This window comes from Maricaulis sp., from assembly GCF_048270265.1.
Lineage (GTDB): Bacteria > Pseudomonadota > Alphaproteobacteria > Caulobacterales > Maricaulaceae > Maricaulis.
In genome coordinates this window covers 31,777-53,615 of sequence record NZ_JBLWTD010000015.1, presented here as the reverse complement: position 1 = coordinate 53,615, position 21,839 = coordinate 31,777, and the positions used below count along the sequence as shown (strand labels likewise).

Genomic DNA, 21,839 nt, shown 5'->3' with positions numbered 1-21,839 from the left:
CATGAGAATTGTTGGTGGATTATACAAGGGCCGCACCATCGGCGCGCCCAAGGGACGCACGACACGTCCGACTTCGGACCGGGCCCGCGAAGCGATTTTCAACGTGCTCGAACATGCCGAATGGGCTCCGCCCCTGGTCGGCAGCCGGGTGCTGGACCTGTTTGCCGGTTCCGGCGGACTCGGCCTGGAAGCCCTGTCGCGCGGCGCGGCCTACTGCCTGTTCGTCGACAATGAGGCCGGTGCACGCTCAGCGATCCACGAGAACATCCAGACGCTCAAACTCTTCTCCCAGACCGGTCTGCACCGCAAGGATGCCACCGCAATGGGCTCCAGGCCGGCCGCGATGGCCGAACCCTTCGATCTGGTGTTCCTCGACCCGCCCTATGGCAGCGGGCTCGGCGAAAAGGCACTTGGCAAACTGCTGACCGGCAATTGGGTGGCTGAAGATGCCGTCGCCATGCTGGAAGTGGGAATCGAGGAAAAGCCGGAAACCCCCGGCTGGATCTGCGCCAATGAGCGCGAATATGGCGCCGCCAAGGTGATGTTCCTCGAACGCGACAACTGAGCCGCACCTTCCGCCCCCGTCCGCGGGAGCGCGGACCGGGCGCACCCGCATTAACCGTAAATTCGAATTTGTCCCCAATTCTCCCGGAGATAGCGTTCAGCTGGATGCACACGTGACCGGGGCGGACATGACAGGCACGCATCAACTCAGAAGCTTGCATCGCCTGGCCAGGACAGCCGCATCGGCGCGCGTCCTGAACCTGCACGAAATTGCGCGTCTCAATGCGACGAACCCGGCGCACGCCGCCTCGCCCCTGTTCAGCTGCCGGCGGCTCAATGATGCCATCCTGCTGAAACATGCGCTGCGGGCCCAGGACCGGCCCTATGTCCACACGCATCGCGCCACCGCGACGAAGATCGTTTTTCCGTTCAGCAAGTCTGACCTCAAGCTCGGCGGCTATGCCCTGTTTGTCGAGCAACCCAATCTGGACTCGGCCTTTCGCGAGGCAGTCGGGCCGAACACGCCCAATGAAGCGATCAGCCGCGACCTGGAACTGCTGCGGGAAATTGCCCGCCTGCCCTCGCTCGACCCCTATCTGCTGCGCGATGTGACCCAGGGGCTCGGCCGCCAGGTGGCCGATTGTTATTTCGACATTTCATTGCAGGATATCCGCGCGGTGCGCTCCTTCCTGCGCCGCGACATGCGCGCCCTGGTCGACCGGGCCAGCGGAGCGGCGGGGCTGGATATCGATCTCACCGCCGACCGTCTGACCCATCTGATGATGGAAGATCCCACCAACCCGGCGCTCGCGCCGCTGCGTCACGCCCTGCGCTTCGGCATCGATGATTTCGAGCGGTCGCTGAAGGGCTGGAAGGGCGTGCTGTACTACAAGTGGTGCTATGCGCGCCTGCTGCAGGGCTTCCCGGCTGTTGCCACCCGCATGGCCAGCATGCGTCTTGCCAGGGCCAGCCAGGAAGACAAGGTCTTCATCTATGGCCTGGTGCGGCGGATCCTGCAGCGCCTCGACGAGAATTTCGCCTCGGTCAAAGTCCATCTCGTCAATTACGACACCGTGTTCCAGTCACTGATCGACGAGAATGATCCGCTGCCCTTCCAGACCTTCCTGCGCGGTGCCAGCCAGTCCTTTTCCGAGATCGGGCGGGCGATCGGCGAGATCTCGCATGCCTGCGATTTCTGGAATTACCGGCAGGGCAAGGACACCGAGACGCGCGTCGATGTCGACATCGCCAATGAACTCATCGGCGAGCTGGCCCACTCCCTCGATCTCAGCTTCGACAAGGCAACGGACCGGCAGGCCTCAGCCTAGCGCCGTCCGAACAGGCGTTCGATATCCGCCAGTTTCAGCTCGACATAGGTCGGGCGGCCATGATTGCACTGGCCGGAATGGGGTGTCGCCTCCATCTCGCGCAGCAGGGCATTCATCTCTTCGCCATTGAGACGCCGTCCGGCGCGCACCGAGCCATGGCAGGCCATGGTGCCGACGACATCCTCGAGTTTTTCCTTCAGGGACAGCGCCTGGTCATATTCGGCAAGATCATCGGCGAGATCGCGGATCAGGCCCTGGACATTCAGCTTTTTCAGCAAGGCCGGCGTTTCGCGCACCGCGATTGAACCGGCACCGAAGCCCTCGATCACCAGACCCAGTTCGGCGAGCTCATGACTGCGGTCGAGCAGGCGCTGGGCCTCAGCCTCTTCCAGATCGACAATTTCCGGCACGAGCAGGCGCTGGCGCTGCACACCGGTCTCGGCGATCATCGCCTTCATGCGTTCATAGACCAGGCGTTCATGCGCTGCGTGCTGGTCGACGATGACGATACCGTCGGCCGTCTGGGCGATGACATAGGTCTCGTGCAATTGCGCCCGCGCAATGCCCAGCGGCCAGTCCGGCGCCGGAGCCTGCGGCTGGCCCTCCATGCCCGCAGGCAAGCCCGGAGCGTCTTCCGGCGTATCATCGCGCTCGATCCGCGCCGACATGCCCGGCTCGAACACGCCCGGCTGATGCGGTTCCGGCATGCGGCCCCAGAGCGGTGAATGGGTCGGCGCCTGGTACTGGGCGCCCTGTAGTGGCCGATACCCCTCCGGGCGCACCGCACCAAGGGCATGGCCGGCAACGGTCGTGGAGGCCCTGTGACCGGCCCCCGCGAGGGCATGGCGCAGCGCCCCGACGATCAGCCCGCGCACCAGGCCGGCATCGCGGAAGCGGACCTCGGCCTTGGCAGGGTGGACATTGACATCCACCTGGCTGGTCGGGAGTTCGACATTGAGGGCGACGACGGGATGGCGGTCGCGGGCAAGGAAATCCTGATAGGCGCCGCGCACGGCACCGCCGAGCAGCTTGTCGCGCACCGGGCGGCCATTGACGAAGAGATACTGGTGCATCGCATTGCCGCGTGAATAGGTCGGCAGACTGGCGAAACCGGTCACCCGCACGCCTTCGCGCACCTGATCGACTTCCAGCGCATTGGCGCCGAAATCGGCACCGATCACGGCCGTCATCCGGGCCTTGTGCGCCTCGGCATCATCGCCGCTCTCGGCGGCAATCGACAGGCGCTTGCGTCCGTCCTGGACCAGGAAGAAGCCGACATCGGGCCGCGACATGGCCAGACGTTTGACGACATCGGAAATGCCGAGATTCTCCGCCCGTTCACTCTTGAGGAATTTCAGGCGCGCCGGGGTCGCATAGAACAGGTCGCGCACTTCGATTCGCGTGCCCGGACGTCCGAGCGGGGCGACGGGGGCGACGTCTCCGGCCTGCCCGCCCTCGACACTGACCGACCAGGCATCGCCGGCACCGCGTGCCTGGCTGACAATGGACAGACGGGCAATCGAACCGATCGAGGGCAGCGCCTCACCGCGAAAGCCCATGGTGGCGATATTGAGCAGATCGTCCTGACCATCTTCACCCAGGGGGAGTTTCGAGGTTGCGTGGCGCTCGATGCACAGCGCCAGCTCCTCGGCGCTCATGCCCTTGCCATTATCCTCGATCAGCAGGCGCGTAAGGCCGCCACTGTCGGCGACAATATCGATCCGGGTGGCGCCGGCATCGAGGGCGTTCTCCACCAGTTCCTTGACCACGGAGGCAGGCCGTTCGACCACCTCGCCGGCGGCGATGCGATTGACGGTCTGCGCGGGCAGGCGGCGGATGATGGGCTGGGTCATGGTCAAAGACATAGGGCCAACCTTTCGGCTGGCCCTGAGTCGGTCAAGTCCGCGACGGGGTCGCGATCAAAGGCCCGGCAGTTTCGGCAACAGCCGGCGATCGCGTTCGATCTCGACATCGCCGCCACCGGTGGTGTTGAGGATCTGCTCCTGGCGCAGGGCCTCGGCACCGGAATCAAGCGGTGTCGCATCGACGGGCGGGACATATTCGCCATTGCGCCAGAACAGGACCTGGTCGGCAAAGCTGCGGGTCTTGTGCACGACACCGGCGGTTTCGCCATCAATGATCGAGCGGATGAAGGGGTCAGCCGCGCCGCCACCGGCATGGGCGACAAGCAGGGCCTCGGCATCGCTGCCCTGGAATTCACCCTGGGAACCCAGCAGAGCCGCACGGGCCATCTGGTCGGGATAGATTTCGTCGGGACGTGGCGCACCGGGCTCCGGCGGACGCAGATTGAATTCGGGCGGCACGCTCAGCGGCGCAATGGTGACCGTGCGGAATTCGTCCGGCGTGACCTTGCCGCCACCGAAACCCCGCTCAACAGCGGCACAACCCGTCAGGGCGAAACTGGCCGCGGCAGCGGCGATGAGTACGGATGGCAAACGCATGTCGACTAGCTCCAGTCATTCTTCAGATCATATGTAGCGAAGAGTCTCGTCGATCTCCAGCCCGTAGACCATTACATCTTCGTCTACCGCTTATCGCGGTCGAGAATGAACACATCCAGGATGATGGCCGCAACGCCGAGATTGATCCCGACATCGGCGATATTGAACACCCAGGGAAACATCAGGCCCGAAAAGTTCAGGAAATCGGCGACGGCCCCGTAGAGGGCCCGGTCGATGGCATTGCCCAGGGCGCCGCCGATGATCAGGCCGAACGCGATCGCCTGCCAGCGCCGGGCGACCTTGAACGGTCCCACCGACAGCAGGCCGGCGACCAGGGCCAGGGCCACAGCGACCGAAAACCCGACCAGCAGGAACCGGCCAAGCGGACCGTCGGCACCGAGCAGGCCGAAGCTGACGCCTTTGTTCCAGACCATGGTGAGGTCGAAGAAGGGCGAGACTTCGATATGGCCGCAATTATTGGCCATGCTGGCGCGGGCGGCCGCGTCGGCGCGCTGGAAATCCAGACAGCCCGGCGGCGAGAAGGCGAGCCGGTCGAGCACCCACCATTTGCTGAGCTGGTCGAGCACCAGCACGGCCCCGGCGAGGATCAACCCCAGCCGGGACTCAGGTGTGAGCCGGATCGCCTGTCTCATCGCGCGCAGCCGCTCAAGCATTCATCGCGTCCCAATGGGCGACCGCTTCGGCATCGCGCGGGGAGAGTTCGGGATAGCGGCTGTCGCTGCCGACCTCGGTGGAATATTTCCACGAGCGTGCACACTTGCGGCCGACCGCACGGCCGGGAATGACCGCGATATCGGCGACATCCTCGAGACGGAAAGCCCCGTCCGGAGCCGGTTCATCGTGCAGGCTGGCCTGGCTGGTGATCGCGATCTCGGCCAGATAGTCCTCGATATCGCCGTCGGCTTCCTGCGCCAGGGCATCACGATAGGCCGGGTCGGCGACATAGACCTGCGGTGCGGCTTCGAGGCTGGAGCCGATGCGCTTTTCACGGCGCTCCACTTCCAGTGCCCCGTTCACGACCCGGCGCAGGCGGCGAATGGTCTGCCAGCGCTCGGCACGGCTGCCATCATGCCAGTCGGATGGCGTGTGCGGGAAGGTGCGCAGATGCACACTGTCGGTGTCGGACGGGTGCAGGCCGAGCCAGACCTCTTCCATGGTGAAGGGCATGATCGGCGCCATCCAGGCCGTGAGGCGGTCGATGACTTCATGCATGACGGTCCGCGCCGACCGGCGGCGCAGGGCGTCCGGGCGGTCGCAATACAGGCTGTCCTTGCGGACATCGAGATAGAAGGCCGACAGGTCGACGACGCAGAAATTGAACAGCGCCGAATAGACCTTCTTGAAGTCATAGGCCGCATAGCCCTCGCGCACGATACCGTCGAGTTCATGCAGGCGATGCAACACCCAGCGTTCCAGCGACGGCATCTGATTGTGCGGGACGGTTTCCGACTCCTCGAAACCATCGAGGGCACCGAGCACATAGCGCATCGTATTGCGCAGCTTGCGATAGGCATCGACCGAGGTCTGCAGGATCTCCTCGGAGATGCGCAGATCATCGGTGAAGTCCTGGGCCGAGACCCACAGGCGCATGATCTCGATGCCGTATTTCTTGGCGATCTCGTTCGGTGCCAGCGTATTGCCGAGCGATTTGGACATCTTGCGACCGTCACCGGCCATGACGAAGCCATGGGTGAGCACGGCGTCATAGGGCGCACGGCCGCGCGTGCCGCAGCTTTCCAGCAAGGATGACTGGAACCAGCCGCGGTGCTGGTCGGAGCCTTCAAGATAGAGATCGGCCGGCCATTTCAGATCCGGACGCGGTTCCAGCGCAAAGGCATGGGTGCAACCGCTGTCAAACCAGACATCAAGAATATCGGTGACCTTTTCCCACTCATCAGCATTGTACTCCTCGCCGAGGAATTCAGATGCCGGACGCTCGAACCAGGCATCGGCCCCGTCCTCTTCGACGGCCTTGATGATACGGGCATGCACCTTGGGATCATTCAGCACGCGCTTGGTGCCGGCCTCGACGAACAGGGTCAGCGGCACGCCCCAGGCGCGCTGGCGCGAGACCAGCCAGTCCGGCCGTCCCTCAACCATGGAGCGGATGCGGTTTTCAGCGACCTTCGGCGTCCATTCGGTATCGCCGATCGCCTTGAGCGCAGCTTCGCGCAGGGAGCGGCCATCCTGCATCGGCCGGTCGATGGCGACGAACCATTGCGGCGTATTGCGGAAGATGACCGGTGCCTTGGAGCGCCAGGAGTGCGGATAGGAGTGTTCCAGACGCCCACGCGCCAGAAGCCGGTTCTGGGCGATCAGGGCATCGATCACCGCCTTGTTGGCCGGCCCGTCCTGGCCCTGCTTCTTGCCGTCGACACGGATGATGTGCAAGCCGCCGAACAGCGGGATCGTGTCGTAAAACGCACCGTCCTCGCCCACGGTCTGGGGCACCGGCATATTGCGGTCATGCCATTCGGGATGCGCCATCCAGGCGACATAGTCCTCGGCGCCATGGCCCGGTGCCGTGTGGACGAAGCCGGTACCGGTCTCGTCGGTCACATGGTCACCGGCGAGCAATGGCACGCCATAGCTCCAGTATTTGTCGGCATTGGCGAGCGGATGGGCGCAGACAAAACCTTCCGGTTCGACGGTCATGATCCGGTCAGCGCGCTTGATCATGGCCGCGGCGGCGGTCTCTTCCCACAGATTGTCGGCGACGATCAGGCGATCACCGGGCATCGCCCAGGGCTTGAACTCGCTCTCGCCAACCGCCGTGACCTCATACAGGCCATAGCTGATATCGGGCGAATAGCAGATGGCGCGATTGGCCGGGATCGTCCACGGAGTCGTGGTCCAGATCACCACATGCGCACCGATGCACGAGGCCGGAATCGCGGAGCCATCCTTACGCAGGCCGCGCAGCGGGAAGCGGACATAGATCGTGGTCGAGACCTTGTCGTGATATTCGACTTCGGCTTCAGCCAGGGCAGTCTGCTCGACCGGCGACCACATCACCGGAGCGGAGCCGCAATAGACCAGGCCCTGTTTCACGAAGCTGAGGAATTCGCGCACGATGGCCGCTTCGGATTCATAGGCCATGGTGGTGTAGGGATCATCCCAGTTCCCGACACCGCCGAGACGCTTGAACTCCTCGCGCTGGACATCGATCCAGCCGGCGGCATAGGAGCGGCATTCGGCGCGGAACTCCTTGGTCGGAACATCATTCTTGTTCCGGCCCTTGGACCGGTAGAACTGCTCCACCTTCCATTCGATCGGCAGGCCGTGACAATCCCAGCCCGGTCGATAGGGCGCGTCGAAACCGGCCATCTGGCGCGACCGCACGACAAAATCCTTCAGGATCTTGTTCATGCCGGTGCCGATATGGATGTGGCCATTGGCGTAGGGCGGGCCGTCATGCAGCACGAAGCGGGTGCGTTTCTCGCCCTGCTCACGCAGGCGCTTGTAGATTTCCAGCTTCTCCCAGCGCTCGAGCCAGCGCGGCTCCTGCGTCGGCAGGCCGGCGCGCATCGGGAAATCGGTCTTGGGCAGAAACAGGGTCTCGCGATAATCGCGGCTCTCGGCAGTTTCGCTTCCGGTATCGGCGGTCTTATCCGTCATCGGATCAGGTCCTTGCGGTCAGTATCGTGGAGGGTTCTGGAGGAGAGGCAGTCTCCCGGAACCGCCAGGATCAATCCCGGCGGCCCGGGCCGCTAATTCGCCGGACAAGGGATGCCGGAGACAGCTCCGCATCGCATTTCTTCAATCGGGAACAAACCATGCTCCGCGTATATCCGAGCCCGTCAGGCCGGTCCAGCCACACGCGTCAGCACGTCGCGGGCGCGGGTGGCATCCAGGGCGATCTGCGCCTTGAGAGCATCGAGCCCGTCGAAGCGCCGTTCGGCACGCAAATGGTCATGAAACTCGACCGCCAGTTCGCGCCCATAGAGATCACCGTCAAAGTCCAGCAGATGGACTTCCAGCAATTCCGTCACACCGTCGACCGTCGGCCGCGTTCCGATATTGGCCACGGCCGGGCGGTCTGCCGGCTGGCCGTCAATGCCGACGCGGACGGCATAGACCCCGTAGGCCGGGCGGACATAATCGCCCAGATCGATATTGGCGGTCGGGAAGCCGATCGTGCGGCCACGCTGATTGCCCTGCACGACAATGCCGTCCACCGTCCAGCGCACGCCGAGAAGTTCGGCTGCGGCCTGCATGTTGCCGTCATGGATGGCCTGGCGGATCCGGGTCGAGGAAACCTTGTCGGAGCCATTGCCCTCCAGCTCGGCGAAGGCCGACTGAATGCCACGCGCATCACACAATTGCGCCAGCTCGACGGTCGAACCGGTGCGGCCGGCGCCGAACCGGAAATCGGCCCCGGTGACGATACCATTGATCCCGAGACCGTCGGCGAGGACCGTCTGCACGAACCCCTCCGGCGTCATCTGGGCCATCACGGCGTCGAATTCGAGCACATGCAGCTGGTCAACGCCGAGGGAGGCCAGCAGGGCATCGCGGCGCGCCGGGCTCATCAGCCGGAACGCCCTTGCCTCGGGCGCGAAATAGCGCCGCGGATGAGGTTCGAACAGGGCGACGCCGAGCTTTGCCCCGGCCGCGCCGGCCAGATTGCGCGCAACATCGAGCACGGCGCGGTGCCCCAGATGCACGCCGTCGAAATTGCCCAGCGCGACAACCGCACCGCGGTGTCCGGCGTCAATCCGGTCATATCCGTGAAGCGTCTGCATCAACAGCTACTCAACCGGGGCACGGCGCCGCTTGCGGACCATGACTTCCGCCTCGGCCTGCATCGCGACCTTGCCCTCGACCGTGCAGACACAGTCCATGACCAGGCGCCGGGCCTTGATGTCGATATCCTTCACCGTGACGCGCGTCAGCACCTCGTCACCGATCCGGACCGGCTGGAAGAAGCGCATGTTCAGCGCCAGGAAGATCGCGCCCGGTCCAGGCAGCTGGTTGCCGAGCACACCGGAGATGTGGGAGGCGACCAGGGCGCCGTGCACGATCCGGCCGCGGAACGGCGTCGTGCGGGCATAGGCCTCGTCCATATGTACCGGATTATAGTCGCCCGACACCTTGGCAAACTGGTCCAGATCTTCCTCAACAACGACTCGCACTGCTTCCGCAGATTGACCGATTCGCATGTCTTCCAAGGCAATTGCTACGATTTCCGCCATGACTCTCTCCGTGTCTTCGCTCGCTTTAACCGATTTTTATCCGCAGTTGTCTAGGGTCATCGATGAAGACAGCGGAACAAGCTGTCTCAGGTAACACGCCGAGTGGATGGAGACTTAGCATGGCTGTCGATATGACAATGTCGATCCTGGTTGTGGACGACTACAAAACCATGATCAGAATCATACGCAACCTGCTCAAGCAGATTGGCTTCGAGAATGTCGATGATGCCTCTGACGGGCAGGAAGCATTCGCGAAGATGCAGGAAAACAAATATGGACTGGTCATTTCCGACTGGAACATGGAACCGATGACCGGCTACGAGCTGCTGCAAAAGGTTCGCGCTGATGAAGGCATGAAAGCCACGCCCTTCATCATGGTGACCGCAGAGTCCAAGACCGAGAATGTTGTCGCGGCGAAACGAGCCGGCGTGAACAACTACATCGTGAAGCCGTTCAATGCCGGCACCTTGAAATCGAAGATGTCCGCTGTTCTGGGTGATTTCTAGGCCCTGGCCTGAACGACACCCCGTTTGAACCTGCTGAGCAAGGAGGGCCGCATGCCCGCCGCCAATGTCGCCGCGCAAGTCCGCACATCGCTCGCCTCCCTGAAGGCCGGCGATCTGCAAGGTGCGCAGATCATGGAAGTTCTGAAGCTGGCCCACCAGCTGACGGATACGATGAAGCTGTTCTTCAGCTCCCTCGACCAGTCGATCTGCCAGGAATTCAATTATATCGCCGAGTATATCTCACGGACGCGGGACGAAATTGCCGCCCTGCGCCCCAATGATATCAAGACCCAGCGTATCCCGACCGCCGGCGCCGAGCTGGAAGCCGTTGTCGGGGATACCGAGAAGGCCACCGAGACCATCATGTCGGCGGCCGAGGATGTCCTCTGCGATGACAACGAAGATTTCGCTGCCTACCGGGCCAATGTCGAGGCGCAGATGATGACCATCATCGAAGCCTGCAGTTTCCAGGATCTCGCTGGTCAGCGGGTTTCCAAAGTGGTCAACAGCCTGCGCCATGTCGAAGACCGGGTCGCCCGCTTCGCCGAGGTGATGGGTGTCCGCGACGCTGACATGACCCCGCAGGAAGAAACGCCCGAGGAAAAGCGTGCCCGCGAGCAATTGCTCAACGGTCCGGCCATGGGCGGTCCTGAAACCAGCCAGGATGATATCGACGCCATGTTCGCCGCGATGGATGCGCCACCGGTCAATGATCTCGACCAGGGCTCAATCGACTCGCTGTTCGACTAGGCCGACCAGACCAGTTTGGGCGCCCACCAGCGCGCCTGCACCCCATAGTCATCCAACATGTCAGCGACAGTTTCGGAATCGAGACTGTCGCTGTTCAGGTCTGCGGCGTGGATGCCGTCGGCGATGAAGACCGCATCGATGCCGATGCGCATGGCACCGGCGATATCGGTCTCCGGCCCGTCGCCAATGGCCAGAACCCGCTTTAGGTCGACAGACCGGCCCGACGCCTCGACCCTGGCCCGTGCCAGTTCGTAGATCGGCCGGTGCGGCTTGCCCGCGACAATGCTCCGCCCGCCCATCTGGGTGTACAGGCGCGCAATGGCACCGGCGCAATAGACCAGCCGGTCCCCGGACTGCACGACAATGTCGGGATTGGCACAGACCAGATCGAGATCGCGCTCAAGCGCCGCTTCCAGCACGCCGCGATAGTCCTCCGGCTTGCCGTTCCAGTAATCATCCGGCCCGGTACAGCTGATGAAATCCGCGTCGGCGAGGTCGGTGAAGCGGATGTCCAGCCCCTCATAGAGCGCGTCATCATCATCCGGCCCGATCCGCAGGGCGCGGCCGGGCATTCGCTTGGCCAGCTCCGCATGGATCGCATCGCCCGAGGTGACGATCGCATCGATACTGCCACCGGGCATGCCCATCTGGTCCAGGTGGGCCGCCAGGCCGCGCGCGCGTTGCGGCGAGTTGGAGACGAGGCAGACAAATCCGCCCGACTGGCGAAAGCGGATGAGGGCGTCGACAGCGGCGGGCAAGAGCCGGCGGCCATCACGGATCACGCCCCAGACATCGCAATACAGGACGTCATAGCGGTCACGTAGCTCGGACAGGCAAACAGGCTGGGTCATGAGCGGGTTGAAGCAGCGCCGCCGCGTCAGGTCAATCCTGACCCGCTGGGCGCTTGCTAGCTGGCCATCCGGACAACATTGCCGGCTTCGTCGAGCACTTCGTCACGCACCGGGCGCGGCTCGCCGAACAGATGGCCCTGGCCGTAGGCGACGTCGAGCTCGAGCACTTCGACCACGGTCGATTCGGATTCGATCTTGTCGACGATCAGGTCGATGCCGTGGCGGGCAAACACGCCGGCCATGTCTTCATGGGCAATCGAACCCGGCTCCAGTCCGGCAATCGACTCGAGATTATTGACCGCATCGAGCAGGCGCTCGCCGGCGATCTTCACGAAACGTACGCCGGCCCGCTGCATCTCGGCGAGATCGACATCGACATCCGTGACCTGGTCGATCGAGAAGCGGAAACCGAAATCGACCATGCGCGACATGTTGCGCGCCGCAATCGCATTGCGCTCGATGAAGGCACGCTGCGGGATCTCGAAAATCAGGGCCCCGGCGAGGTCATTGTTCTGGCGGATGAAGTCGAGGAAGGACGGGAAGAAGCTCTCATCGGCCAGCGAATGGGCCGAGACATTGCAGAAGATCCCGACACGGCGATCCTGTTGCGTCAGACGGCGCAGGATCTGGACACACCGGAACAGCAGGAGATTGTCGACCTCGGTCATCAGGCCGGCGCGTTCGGCGGCCTCTATGAAGACGCTCGGCGCCAGCAGGCGGCCAGCCGCGTCGCGCAGGCGGGTGAAACTTTCATAAAACATGATCCGCCGCTGCGGCAGGGTGACGATGGGCTGCAGGTAGAGATCGACCCGATTCGCCTGGAGCGCCTCGCGGATGATGTCGATATTGACCGCCTTGCTGCTCGCCTCGACGGCCGGTCCGGTCCGGTCCGGGAGTGGCTCGCCGACACGGCGCACCAGATCCTCGAGCACCTTGACCTCGTGCACGAAGGCATTGTCGCGCTCGACAGCCTCGCAGCGCAGCTCGTCGGTGATTTCATCGAGCCGGCGCTGCGCCGCCTCGAATTCCTCTGCCAGGGCAAGATTGGCCGATTTGAGGCCGCGGATTTCCTCTTCCGTCGCCTTGCGTTCCGCCGCATGCGAGGCTGCGGAATGGGCCATGCCGGCAACGATGAACACGATCGCGCCCATCATCCAGGCTGTCGCCGTCGACATCAGGCCGAAGAACTCGAACCCGACCGCGGCGACGACCGCGATCATCACATAGGTGAGCAGAATGAGAATGTCTGATGCGCGGGGCATGGGCAGCCTTGTTGAACCGGCAATGCCGAAAACGAATCGGTGGCAATGCTTGATGCTAGGCTGATCCTCTACCGGTTGTCGTTTGGTTAACGAAGGTAAACCGCCACCCGGCCCCGCTTTTCCCCGGCAAGAAAAAAGCGGCCCACCGGAGTGGACCGCTTTCTTCCAGTCAGCTGATACCCGGATCAGGAAACCGTATGCGGGCGGATCAGGATTTCGACGCGCCGGTTGCGGGCCCGGCCCTCGGAGGTGTCATTGCTGGCGATCGGCGAACGCTCGCCCATGCCGGCGATGTAGAAACGGTCGCGCAGCACGCCCTGGGAGATCAGATAGCTGCCCACCGACGAGGCCCGCTGTTCGGACAGCGTCTGGTTATAGGCATCCGCCCCGGTCGAATCGGCATGACCGATGACATCGACATAGGTGGCGGGATAGCGATTAAGGACTTCGGCGGCATCATTGAGGATGCGGTAGAAGTCCGGCTTGATCGAGGAGGAGTTGGTGTCGAAGGTCACATCGCCCGGCATGATCAGCAGCAGATCATTGCCCTGGCGGCGAACGCCGACGCCGCTGTCCGACATCGCCTCGCGCATCGCCGTTTCCTGGCGATCCATGTAATTGCCGATCCCGGCCCCGGCGAGACCGCCAATGCCGGCGCCGATCAGGGCGTTGGTACGGCCTTCCTGGCTGTCGGACGTATTGGTGAGATAGCCCAGCGCAGCGCCGGCGGCAGCGCCGATCAGCGCGCCACGTCCAGTGTAATTCGGGCGAACTTCGCCGGTATAGGGGTCAGTGGTGGTGCAGGCCGTCATGGCCAGCGCAGCCAGGGTAGTCATCAGCGCAGTACGGATCTTCATGGGTTCGACCTCTCAGCTTCGCGGTCGCGTCGACCGTCAGAGCGTTATTATCACAGGCATTGCGACGGAGCGATATCAATCGCGCGATGAACGGAAAATGACCGGCAGAAAACGCGGCGCCGTGTTTCCGCTTCCCGGCACACATCGGCGCCCTTGACGCCGTCATGGCGACTGCTTATCTGCCCCTCTGTTAGCAGTCGACGGTCGTGAGTGCCAAACTCACTTCCGAGCTGTTTTTGATTTTCTGTCCTCTTGTTGGAGATACACCAAGATGAGCTTTCGTCCTCTGCACGACCGCGTCCTTGTGAAGCGCCTCGAAGAACAATCCACCACCAAAGGCGGGATCATCATCCCTGACACCGCCAAGGAAAAGCCCCAGGAAGGCGAAGTCGTCTCCGTGGGCACCGGCGCGATCAAGGATGACGGCTCGGTCCGTCCCCTCGACGTCAAGGCCGGCGATCGCATCCTGTTCGGCAAATGGTCCGGCACCGAGGTCACCCTCGACGGCACCGAGCTGCTGATCATGAAAGAATCCGACATCCTGGGCATCGTTGGCGCCTGAGCGGCCGCCCCGATCCCTTCTGACCCACTCTAGCAAACGGAAAAAATCCCATGGCTGCTAAAGACGTACTCTTCGGTTCCGACGCCCGTGAGCGCATGCTGCGCGGTGTCGATATCCTTGCCAACGCCGTCAAGGTGACCCTCGGCCCGAAAGGCCGCAATGTCGTCCTTGAAAAATCCTTCGGTGCCCCGCGCACCACGAAGGACGGCGTTTCGGTCGCCAAGGAAATCCAGCTCGCCGACAAATTCGAGAACATGGGCGCACAAATGCTGCGCGAAGTCGCCTCGAAGACCAATGACGAAGCCGGTGACGGCACCACGACCGCCACGGTCCTGGCCCAGTCCATCGTCCGCGAAGGCATGAAGTCGGTTGCGGCCGGCATGAACCCGATGGACCTGAAGCGCGGCATCGACAAGGCTGTTGCCATCGTCGTCGCCGAGATCAAGGCCTCTGCCACCCCGATCAAGGGCACTGCTGAAGTTGCCCAGGTCGGCACCATTTCGGCCAACGGCGCATCGGAAATCGGTGACATGATTGCCAAGGCCATGGAAAAGGTCGGCAATGAAGGCGTCATCACGGTTGAAGAAGCCAAATCCCTCGACACCGAACTGGACGTCGTTGAAGGCATGCAGTTCGACCGCGGTTACCTCTCGCCTTACTTCATCACCAATGCCGAGAAGATGACGGTCGAGCTCGAAGAGCCCTACATCCTGCTGCACGAGAAGAAGCTCACCTCGCTTCAGCCCATGCTGCCGATCCTGGAAACCGTTGTTCAGTCCGGCCGTCCTCTGCTGATCATCGCGGAAGACGTTGAAGGCGAAGCCCTGGCGACCCTCGTGGTCAACAAGCTGCGTGGCGGCCTGAAGATCGCTGCCGTCAAGGCACCGGGCTTCGGCGATCGTCGCAAGTCGATGCTGGAAGACATTGCCATCCTCACCGGTGGCCAGGTCATCTCCGAAGACCTCGGCATCAAGCTTGAGACCGTCACCCTCGACATGCTCGGCACGGCCAAGCGCGTTGGCATCACCAAGGACGATACCACCATCGTCGACGGTGCCGGCGAAGGTGCCGCGATCGAAGCCCGGGTCACCCAGATCCGTCGCCAGGTCGAGGAAACCACCTCCGATTACGACCGTGAAAAGCTGCAGGAACGTCTGGCCAAGCTGGCTGGCGGTGTTGCCGTGATCAAGGTCGGCGGCGCGACCGAAATGGAAGTGAAAGAGAAGAAGGACCGCGTCGACGACGCCCTCAATGCGACCCGCGCGGCCGTTGAAGAAGGCATCGTGCCAGGCGGTGGTGTTGCTCTGCTGAAGGCTTCCCTGAAGCTGATCGGCATGAAGGGCGACAATCCTGACCAGACCCAGGGTATCGCAATCATCTCGCGCGCCCTGCAGTCCCCGATCCGCCAGATCGCCGAAAACTCCGGTGTCGAAGGCTCGATCGTGGTCGGCAAGGTCATGGAAAACGCTTCTCTCACCTTCGGCTTCAACGCCCAGACCGAAGAGTATGGCGACATGCTCGCATTCGGTGTCATCGACCCGGCCAAGGTTGTCCGTACCGCTCTGCAGGATGCCGCTTCGGTTGCTTCCCTGCTGATCACCACGGAAGCCGCTGTCGCCGACGCACCAAAGGATGAGTCCGCTGGTGGCGGCATGCCCGACATGGGCGGCATGGGCGGAATGGGCGGAATGGGCGGCATGATGTAATCACGCCGTTCAGCTCCGGCTGAATGTCAAAGGAAAGGCCGCTCCCGCCGGGGGCGGCCTTTTTCTTTGCTGGTTCCCATCCCACCCTGCGCTATGATGCGCGCAACATGGATTTGGGGAGATGAGCATGAAGTATTTCGCAATCAGTGCGGCACTCGCACTCGGACTGGCGGCCTGCCAGCCCGCTGACCAGGCTCCGCCCGCCGCCATCGATGCGCCGGCGCCAACGGTGACGCGATACGATGCCGCCACCTTCTTCATGACCACCAGCTTCGGCATGGCGGACAGTGCGGGCTTTGCCTTTGCCGCCTCCGATGGCCGCATCCTCATCTCCTCGGACGAAACCGGCGTCTATAATGCCTATGCGGTCGATCCGGTTTCCGGTGAGCGCGAGGCGCTGACGGATTCAACCACAAGCGCGACGGCGGCGATCAGCTGGTTCCCGAATGATGATCGCGTCCTGGTCACCTTCGATGGCGGCGGCGACGAGCTCAATCATGTCTATGTCCGCGAACTCGATGGCCGCCTGAACGACCTCACCCCCGGCGAAAACGTCAAGGCCCAGTTCATCGGCTTCTCGCCCGATGGCAACGATATCTGGATTGCCACCAATGCCCGCGATGCCGGTGCCTTCGATGTCTATCAATACGACACGCTGAGCTATGAGAGCAGCGTCCTGTTTGAAAACACCGACGCCCTCTCGATCAGCGCGGTCAGCCCGGATGGTCGCTGGCTTGCGCTGGTGCGCAATCGCACCTCGGCCGATAGCGACATCCTGCTGGTCGACCGCGCCGCGGACAATGCGGAGCCGGTCCTGATCACGGCCCATGAGGGCAATATCGCCTATAGCGCCTACACCTTCACGGCCGACAGCAGCGCCCTGATCTATGCCACCGACGAATTCGGCGAATTCTCCCAGGCCTGGTCATATGACCTCGCCACCGGAGAGCGCGCCCCGGTGGTGACCGCCGACTGGGACGTCCAGTTCGTCACCTACTCACCCTCGGGCCGTTTTCTGGTGACCGGCATCAATGCCGATGCCCGTACCGAGGTGACCATCACCGATCTGCAGACCGGCCAGGCGCTCGCCCTGCCCGATCTGCCGGCCGGCGATCTCGGTTCGGTCCGTTTTTCCCGCGATGAGGGCTCGATCGCCTTCATGATCAATGCCGCTACCTCACCCTCCAACCTCCATATCGTGGACCTGGCCACCCAGGCCCACACCCAGCTGACCCAGGCCCTCAATCCGGCGATCAGCGAGGCCGATATGGTCGATGCCGAAGTGGTGCGTTTTGCCAGTTTCGACGGCGTGGAAATTCCGGGCATCCTCTATCGCCCGCATGGTTCCAGCGCCGACAATCCCGTGCCCGCCCTCGTCATGGTCCATGGCGGGCCGGGCGGTCAGAGCCGGATCGGCTATTCGGCGATGATCCAGCACCTCGTCAATCACGGCTATGCCGTCTACGCCGCCAATAATCGCGGCTCCTCGGGCTATGGCAAAACCTTCTTCCACATGGATGACCGGCGCCATGGCGAGGAAGACCTGCAGGACATTGTCGCGGCCGGCGATTATCTGCGCTCGCTCGACTGGGTGCGCGACGACCAGGTCGGCGTGATCGGCGGCTCCTATGGCGGCTTCATGACGGTTGCCGCCCTCGCCTTCCATCCCGACGCCTTCGAGGTCGGGATCGATATTTTCGGCGTCACCAATTGGGAGCGCACCCTCGCCTCCATCCCGCCCTGGTGGGAGAGTTTCCGCGAGTCGCTCTATGATGAAATGGGCAATCCGGCGACCGATGCCGAACGTCACCGCGCCATCTCGCCGCTCTTTCACGCCGACAGCATCACCAAGCCGCTGATGGTCATCCAGGGCGCCAATGATCCGCGCGTGCTACAGGTGGAGAGCGATGAAATGGTCGCCGCCGTGCGCGCCAATGGCGTGCCGGTCGAATACGTCCTCTTCCCCGATGAAGGCCACGGCTTCCGCGGCCGCGACAACCGCATCACGGCGTCAGAGGCCTATCTCAGCTTCCTGGATACCTATCTGCGCGGTGAAAGCGAATAGGCTGGCAGCCCGGGCGCACCGCAAAGGTGACCCGGGCTGCTTCAGCATCCGGTCTGTTCACTCCGGCAGCGCACCGAGTTCAGCGAGGCCATTGGTCGAGTCCGCACACCAGAAACACGTCCCGTCCCGAGGCGCCAGTTCAAGCGCCCGGCGAAATTCCGCGATGGCAGCGTCAAGGTCACCGGCCCGCTGATAGGCCGTCGCCAGGCTGTCATGGAGATTTCCGTCGCCCGGGAAGCGTTCGGTATTGGCCCGCAGAACCGCGACGGCCCAGCCATGACGCCCCTCAGCCAGCAGGCGGAAGCCGACGCGATTGAGCACCCATGCTGCCTCAAGCGCCCGGCCAGTTCGCGCCTCGATGAAGGGAATAAGCGCGGGAGCATCACTCACATCATGCGAGGCAGCAAAATCGAGCGCCAGGCGGAGGGCATAGGGCGGTATCGGGGCGGGTTCGAAAGCCGGGTCGAAGATCATCCGGCCGACATCATAGCCCATCCGCTCGATCTCGCGGCTGGCCTCATTGGTCATGTGAATGACGAGAATATCCTCCTGGACGTAGCGGTGGATGGACGCGAAGAAAATTGAATTTCCACCATTGTGACTGAGCACCGGCGTTCCTGCCGGACTGGTCCCGACCGCCCAGCCATAGCCATAATGCGTGAACCCCTGACTCGCCGGTGCGACCCTTGGCGAATGGGGCGCCTGGTAAAGCCGGAGGGAGGAAGGCGACAGGATACGCCCCTGCTGCAACGCCTGGTGCCAACGCTCCAGATCGGCGGGCGTGGAGTGGATGCCGCCATTGCCCAGCAGATGCCAGGTAACCGGCTCGTTCTGCCAGAGGTTCAAAAACAAGTGCCCCAGATCTGCCCGTTGCGGATCGGCGCGCCGATAATCATAGCCGCGGGCGGCCGTGTCCTCACTCCACTCCAGCTGACGCTGTCCGGTATTGTCCATGCCGGCGGGCTCAAACAGGACCTGCCGCAGGAAGGTCTCGTAATCCTGACCCGACACGTGCTCGATGATCGCGGCCAGCACGGAATAGCCCGCATTTGTATATTCATAACGCGTACCCGGCTGTGAGGTGAGCGGGCTGGCCAACACCATCGCCATGACTTGCTGCTCGGAAATGAAGGGATCGAAATCCGACCCGGCAAAGGCGCCGGTATCGTCCGACAGGCCGGAGGAATGACTCAACAGCTGGTCGATCGTGATCGAGGCCTTGTCGGCCGGCACATTGTCGAAATACCGGTCCAGCGTGTCCGTCAGCGCGATCGCGCCTCGGTCGGCAAGGATGAGAATCGCCGCTGCGGTGAATTGCTTGGTGAGCGATCCGATGTCGAAAATCGTGTTCTCGTCAAAACCACGCCCCGCGGCGCGATCGGCGAGCCCGTAATAGGCCTCGTAAATCCGCTCCCCGCCTCTCGAGACGATGATCGCACCGGGGACGACGCCATTCTGTTCCGAGGTCGTGAAATAGCGATCAATGCGGTCGCCGAGTTGGACCGTGTCGATCACGGGCTGGGCGATGCCCGGGCCGGGGGAAAGGGTCAGCGCAGCGCACACGGATGCAGCTGCGATCGCTCGCATTTGAAACATGGTCTTCTCCTTGAAGGGTAAGTCGGGTCGCGGGGTTGGCGCGACGCCGCGTCATCGCCGGCAATGTGCGGCGACAGGCATTACTTCCAGCGGAAGCTGATGAAGAAGCAACCGAAGCTGCCGAGCAGGAACATCAAGCCAGGCACAGCGAACCAGCGAAGCGGCGACTCGATGACAACGCGAACATAATCCACGGGTTCAAAATACCGCCGCCCGCCCTCGACGCTTTCGTAGAAGCCGTCACCGCGGGCCTCGCGCAGGGTTCGAAACTCTTCATCGACCCGTTCCAGCATCTCGATCTGCCGGGCGCGCAGTGCTGTCTGCCCCGCGCCCCCGGTCACCATTGCTTCACCTTCCGGCTGCGCCGGACGCGTGAGGACGTCGTAAACATCCGGATGTTCACCCGCCGCGATCACGCCGATGGAGCGGTAGAGATACTCCTCATAGCTCACCTCTTCGGCGAGCGAGGCGAGGCCGATCGAACCACCGCCGAGAAAGAGGCAGGCCAGACCCGCAATCATCCAGCCGCGCGACATTTGAACTGCCCGCCGCAGGATGGAATTTGCCGCAGCATGGACCGGTGCCACGTCACGCAACTGGGCCAGTTCTGCCGGATCAAGCTGACGGGCGATATCGGCCGGGTCGAGCCCATAGACCGATTGCAGGCGGGCAAATACCTCCGAAGAGGGGGAGGACTTTCCGGTTTCCAGCTTGGACAGATAGGATTGCTCGATCCGGACCTTCAGGGCCGCCTCGGGCTGGGTCCAGCCACGGTCTTCCCGGACGCGTTTGAGGTAATCTCCGAATTTCATCTTGCCCCTCGCCTTTCATCACACGCCAGGGGCATATCGCCCTGACCTGCCGCAGTCTTGGAAAGTCACACCGGGAATGCCAGATGAATATCGCCGAATGCCCGTGAAACTGCAGGAATTTCCTTCCGAATCTGGGGCAGGAGGCAATCATTGCGGGGCTCCGCTCGCGCCTAGAGAGGGGCCACCCTCCGCAGCGCCGCAATCCGCGCCACGGACTGATCAATCCTGGCCTCGGTAAAGCGGCCCTCGGAAATCGCTTCGATCACCCAGTCGACAATCCGCTGTGGCAGCTCCGGATCAGGCGCCGCCGAGTTGGACAGCATGATGATGTCATTGCCGGCCTCGATCGAGCGCAGCACGGCTTCACGCTGGCTGTAATTCTCGCGGATCGCGGCCATGTCGAGATCATCGGTCATCACCGCACCGGTATAGCCCAGCTGCCCCCGCAACAGTCCCTCGATCACCGGAGCGGAGAAGGTCACCGGCACGTCGGCCGGGTCGAGCCCGCGCTGGGTGAGATGCCCGCCCATCATCAGCCGCGCCTGACCGGCCTCGATCAGACGCCGGAAGGGATCGAGTTCGGCATCGCTCCAGGTCTCGGTGATATCGACAAAGCCGGCATGACTGTCGCCGCGCGAATGCCCGTGACCGGGGAAATGCTTGATGGCGCAGACCGCGCCGGCCGCACGATAGGCATCGATGAAGGCGCCGGCATAGGCGGCAACCGTGGCGCCGTCATCGCCATAGGAACGGCCATGCCGGCCGATCACGGCATTTTCCGGATCATTGAGGTCGGCAACGGGCGCGAGATTCATGTTGAACCCGGCGTCGCGGAATTCCTGTGCCGCGGCGGCATAGACCGCCCGTGCGGCTTCGGCATCGCCGGCCTCGGCGACCAGCCGGGCGCGCGGTACGGCGCCATAGCCCAGATCACGCGACAGGCGCTGCACGACGCCGCCCTCCTGGTCGACCGCCATCCAGGCTTCCGGCGCCACCGCCCGGAAGCGTGCCGTCAGGCCTTCAACGCCCTCGCGCGTGCGCACATTGTGGCGCAGGAACAAGACACCGCCGATCCGGCCTTCGCCGAGGTGAGCGGCAATCTGGTCGGCACCCTCGGTGTCCACCGTTGAACCGATAAAGCCGAGCAGCAACATCTGGCCGATCCGCCGGTCCAGGCTCATCTCGTCCGCAAGGGCGAAGGAGGCCGGCAACAGGCTCATGCCGGCCGTGGCTGCGGCCCAGCGCAGGACGCTGCGGCGGTCCGGTCCGCAAAGGGGGTGCGTCATCAGTCTCTCCAGGGCCAAACAAGTCTGCGGTTACCATGCAAAGCCAGGGCCGCGCGCGCAAGTCGCCATGACGTCT

General features: G+C 63.2%; 19 protein-coding genes. 7 read left to right on the top strand and 12 right to left on the bottom strand.

All coding sequences use genetic code 11. The annotated features are described in order from the left end of the window. Nucleotide 1: 1 nt before the first annotated feature. Together rsmD and ACN0YF_RS09585 are read left to right on the top strand one after the other, a co-directional pair. Entirely contained in the window at nt 2-565 is a 564-nt protein-coding gene (gene rsmD / locus ACN0YF_RS09590) for a 16S rRNA (guanine(966)-N(2))-methyltransferase RsmD (protein ID WP_417494198.1), read from the top strand. A 127-nt stretch (nt 566-692) separates the two neighbouring features. Beyond that, on the top strand, nt 693-1,832 hold the full coding sequence (locus ACN0YF_RS09585) for a hypothetical protein (RefSeq protein WP_417494197.1): 1,140 nt from the start codon (nt 693-695) through the stop codon (nt 1,830-1,832). Here the strand turns inward: ACN0YF_RS09585 and mutL are convergent. The 6 genes from mutL to ACN0YF_RS09555 all read right to left on the bottom strand — a co-directional run bounded on the left by mutL (nt 1,829) and on the right by ACN0YF_RS09555 (nt 9,477). Then, on the bottom strand, nt 1,829-3,697 hold the full coding sequence (gene mutL, locus ACN0YF_RS09580; RefSeq protein ID WP_417494196.1) for a DNA mismatch repair endonuclease MutL: 1,869 nt from the start codon (nt 3,695-3,697) through the stop codon (nt 1,829-1,831). The genes ACN0YF_RS09585 and mutL overlap by 4 nt on opposite strands. Before the next feature lie 54 nt (nt 3,698-3,751). Then, nucleotides 3,752-4,294, bottom strand: a complete 543-nt coding sequence (locus ACN0YF_RS09575; RefSeq protein ID WP_417481058.1) for a DUF3035 domain-containing protein — start codon at nt 4,292-4,294, stop codon at nt 3,752-3,754. Nucleotides 4,295-4,377: 83 nt separating this feature from the next. Continuing rightward, nucleotides 4,378-4,947 (bottom strand): signal peptidase II, encoded by a 570-nt coding sequence (lspA, locus tag ACN0YF_RS09570; RefSeq protein WP_417494195.1) that lies wholly within the window; start codon nt 4,945-4,947, stop codon nt 4,378-4,380. A 13-nt stretch (nt 4,948-4,960) separates the two neighbouring features. Continuing rightward, nucleotides 4,961-7,933, bottom strand: coding sequence for an isoleucine--tRNA ligase (gene ileS, locus ACN0YF_RS09565; protein WP_417494194.1), 2,973 nt, complete (start codon nt 7,931-7,933; stop codon nt 4,961-4,963). Nucleotides 7,934-8,115: 182 nt separating this feature from the next. Continuing rightward, nucleotides 8,116-9,060, bottom strand: a complete 945-nt coding sequence (locus ACN0YF_RS09560; RefSeq protein WP_417481055.1) for a bifunctional riboflavin kinase/FAD synthetase — start codon at nt 9,058-9,060, stop codon at nt 8,116-8,118. Nucleotides 9,061-9,066: 6 nt separating this feature from the next. After that, entirely contained in the window at nt 9,067-9,477 is a 411-nt protein-coding gene (locus ACN0YF_RS09555) for a MaoC family dehydratase (protein ID WP_417494213.1), read from the bottom strand. Between the two features lie 152 nt (nt 9,478-9,629). On the opposite strand from ACN0YF_RS09555, the gene ACN0YF_RS09550 reads away from it, so the two are divergent. Beyond that, nucleotides 9,630-10,016, top strand: a complete 387-nt coding sequence (locus ACN0YF_RS09550) for a response regulator (protein ID WP_417470890.1) — start codon at nt 9,630-9,632, stop codon at nt 10,014-10,016. A gap of 51 nt (nt 10,017-10,067) precedes the next feature. After that, on the top strand, nt 10,068-10,766 hold the full coding sequence (locus tag ACN0YF_RS09545; protein WP_417481053.1) for a protein phosphatase CheZ: 699 nt from the start codon (nt 10,068-10,070) through the stop codon (nt 10,764-10,766). On the opposite strand, the gene ACN0YF_RS09540 is transcribed toward ACN0YF_RS09545, so the two are convergent. The 3 genes from ACN0YF_RS09540 to ACN0YF_RS09530 all read right to left on the bottom strand — a co-directional run bounded on the left by ACN0YF_RS09540 (nt 10,763) and on the right by ACN0YF_RS09530 (nt 13,736). Then, nucleotides 10,763-11,617, bottom strand: a complete 855-nt coding sequence (locus ACN0YF_RS09540) for a TIGR01459 family HAD-type hydrolase (RefSeq protein WP_417494193.1) — start codon at nt 11,615-11,617, stop codon at nt 10,763-10,765. The two genes, ACN0YF_RS09545 and ACN0YF_RS09540, sit on opposite strands and share 4 nt — an antisense overlap. A 56-nt stretch (nt 11,618-11,673) precedes the next feature. Continuing rightward, on the bottom strand, nt 11,674-12,879 hold the full coding sequence (locus ACN0YF_RS09535; RefSeq protein WP_417481051.1) for an EAL domain-containing protein: 1,206 nt from the start codon (nt 12,877-12,879) through the stop codon (nt 11,674-11,676). Nucleotides 12,880-13,064: 185 nt separating this feature from the next. Beyond that, a complete protein-coding gene (locus tag ACN0YF_RS09530; RefSeq protein ID WP_417481050.1) occupies nt 13,065-13,736 on the bottom strand; it encodes an OmpA family protein in 672 nt (223 codons plus the stop codon). A gap of 271 nt (nt 13,737-14,007) precedes the next feature. On the opposite strand from ACN0YF_RS09530, the gene groES reads away from it, so the two are divergent. The 3 genes from groES to ACN0YF_RS09515 all read left to right on the top strand — a co-directional run bounded on the left by groES (nt 14,008) and on the right by ACN0YF_RS09515 (nt 18,069). Continuing rightward, nucleotides 14,008-14,298: a co-chaperone GroES gene (gene groES / locus ACN0YF_RS09525; RefSeq protein WP_417481049.1), complete on the top strand. Its 291-nt coding sequence runs from the start codon at nt 14,008-14,010 to the stop codon at nt 14,296-14,298. 50 nt (nt 14,299-14,348) lie between these two features. After that, nucleotides 14,349-16,004, top strand: a complete 1,656-nt coding sequence (groL, locus tag ACN0YF_RS09520; protein WP_417494192.1) for a chaperonin GroEL — start codon at nt 14,349-14,351, stop codon at nt 16,002-16,004. A 127-nt stretch (nt 16,005-16,131) separates the two neighbouring features. Beyond that, nucleotides 16,132-18,069, top strand: a complete 1,938-nt coding sequence (locus ACN0YF_RS09515; RefSeq protein WP_417494191.1) for a S9 family peptidase — start codon at nt 16,132-16,134, stop codon at nt 18,067-18,069. A gap of 57 nt (nt 18,070-18,126) precedes the next feature. Here the strand turns inward: ACN0YF_RS09515 and ACN0YF_RS09510 are convergent, their stop codons facing one another. From ACN0YF_RS09510 to ACN0YF_RS09500, 3 genes are all read right to left on the bottom strand, one after another. After that, the gene (locus ACN0YF_RS09510; protein WP_417494190.1) at nt 18,127-19,665 is read right to left on the bottom strand and encodes a serine hydrolase; all 1,539 of its coding nucleotides are present in this window, start codon (nt 19,663-19,665) and stop codon (nt 18,127-18,129) included. A gap of 80 nt (nt 19,666-19,745) precedes the next feature. Further along, entirely contained in the window at nt 19,746-20,477 is a 732-nt protein-coding gene (locus ACN0YF_RS09505; protein WP_417494189.1) for a helix-turn-helix domain-containing protein, read from the bottom strand. 170 nt (nt 20,478-20,647) lie between these two features. Continuing rightward, on the bottom strand, nt 20,648-21,763 hold the full coding sequence (locus tag ACN0YF_RS09500; RefSeq protein WP_417494188.1) for a glycoside hydrolase family 3 protein: 1,116 nt from the start codon (nt 21,761-21,763) through the stop codon (nt 20,648-20,650). Nucleotides 21,764-21,839: the final 76 nt, after the last annotated feature.

What these genes read in the sequence shown, in the direction of transcription:
- ACN0YF_RS09575 (WP_417481058.1), bottom strand. Translation starts at nt 4,294, where the DNA reads ATGCGTTTGCCATCCGTACTCATCGCCGCTGCCGCGGCCAGTTTCGCC.
- groL (WP_417494192.1), top strand. Translation starts at nt 14,349, where the DNA reads ATGGCTGCTAAAGACGTACTCTTCGGTTCCGACGCCCGTGAGCGCATG.
- ACN0YF_RS09545 (WP_417481053.1), top strand. Translation starts at nt 10,068, where the DNA reads ATGCCCGCCGCCAATGTCGCCGCGCAAGTCCGCACATCGCTCGCCTCC.
- rsmD (WP_417494198.1), top strand. Translation starts at nt 2, where the DNA reads ATGAGAATTGTTGGTGGATTATACAAGGGCCGCACCATCGGCGCGCCC.
- ACN0YF_RS09500 (WP_417494188.1), bottom strand. Translation starts at nt 21,763, where the DNA reads ATGACGCACCCCCTTTGCGGACCGGACCGCCGCAGCGTCCTGCGCTGG.
- ACN0YF_RS09515 (WP_417494191.1), top strand. Translation starts at nt 16,132, where the DNA reads ATGAAGTATTTCGCAATCAGTGCGGCACTCGCACTCGGACTGGCGGCC.
- ACN0YF_RS09530 (WP_417481050.1), bottom strand. Translation starts at nt 13,736, where the DNA reads ATGAAGATCCGTACTGCGCTGATGACTACCCTGGCTGCGCTGGCCATG.
- ACN0YF_RS09550 (WP_417470890.1), top strand. Translation starts at nt 9,630, where the DNA reads ATGGCTGTCGATATGACAATGTCGATCCTGGTTGTGGACGACTACAAA.
- mutL (WP_417494196.1), bottom strand. Translation starts at nt 3,697, where the DNA reads ATGTCTTTGACCATGACCCAGCCCATCATCCGCCGCCTGCCCGCGCAG.
- ACN0YF_RS09540 (WP_417494193.1), bottom strand. Translation starts at nt 11,617, where the DNA reads ATGACCCAGCCTGTTTGCCTGTCCGAGCTACGTGACCGCTATGACGTC.
- ileS (WP_417494194.1), bottom strand. Translation starts at nt 7,933, where the DNA reads ATGACGGATAAGACCGCCGATACCGGAAGCGAAACTGCCGAGAGCCGC.
- ACN0YF_RS09535 (WP_417481051.1), bottom strand. Translation starts at nt 12,879, where the DNA reads ATGCCCCGCGCATCAGACATTCTCATTCTGCTCACCTATGTGATGATC.
- ACN0YF_RS09555 (WP_417494213.1), bottom strand. Translation starts at nt 9,477, where the DNA reads ATGCGAATCGGTCAATCTGCGGAAGCAGTGCGAGTCGTTGTTGAGGAA.
- ACN0YF_RS09505 (WP_417494189.1), bottom strand. Translation starts at nt 20,477, where the DNA reads ATGAAATTCGGAGATTACCTCAAACGCGTCCGGGAAGACCGTGGCTGG.
- groES (WP_417481049.1), top strand. Translation starts at nt 14,008, where the DNA reads ATGAGCTTTCGTCCTCTGCACGACCGCGTCCTTGTGAAGCGCCTCGAA.
- ACN0YF_RS09560 (WP_417481055.1), bottom strand. Translation starts at nt 9,060, where the DNA reads ATGCAGACGCTTCACGGATATGACCGGATTGACGCCGGACACCGCGGT.
- lspA (WP_417494195.1), bottom strand. Translation starts at nt 4,947, where the DNA reads ATGAGACAGGCGATCCGGCTCACACCTGAGTCCCGGCTGGGGTTGATC.
- ACN0YF_RS09585 (WP_417494197.1), top strand. Translation starts at nt 693, where the DNA reads ATGACAGGCACGCATCAACTCAGAAGCTTGCATCGCCTGGCCAGGACA.
- ACN0YF_RS09510 (WP_417494190.1), bottom strand. Translation starts at nt 19,665, where the DNA reads ATGTTTCAAATGCGAGCGATCGCAGCTGCATCCGTGTGCGCTGCGCTG.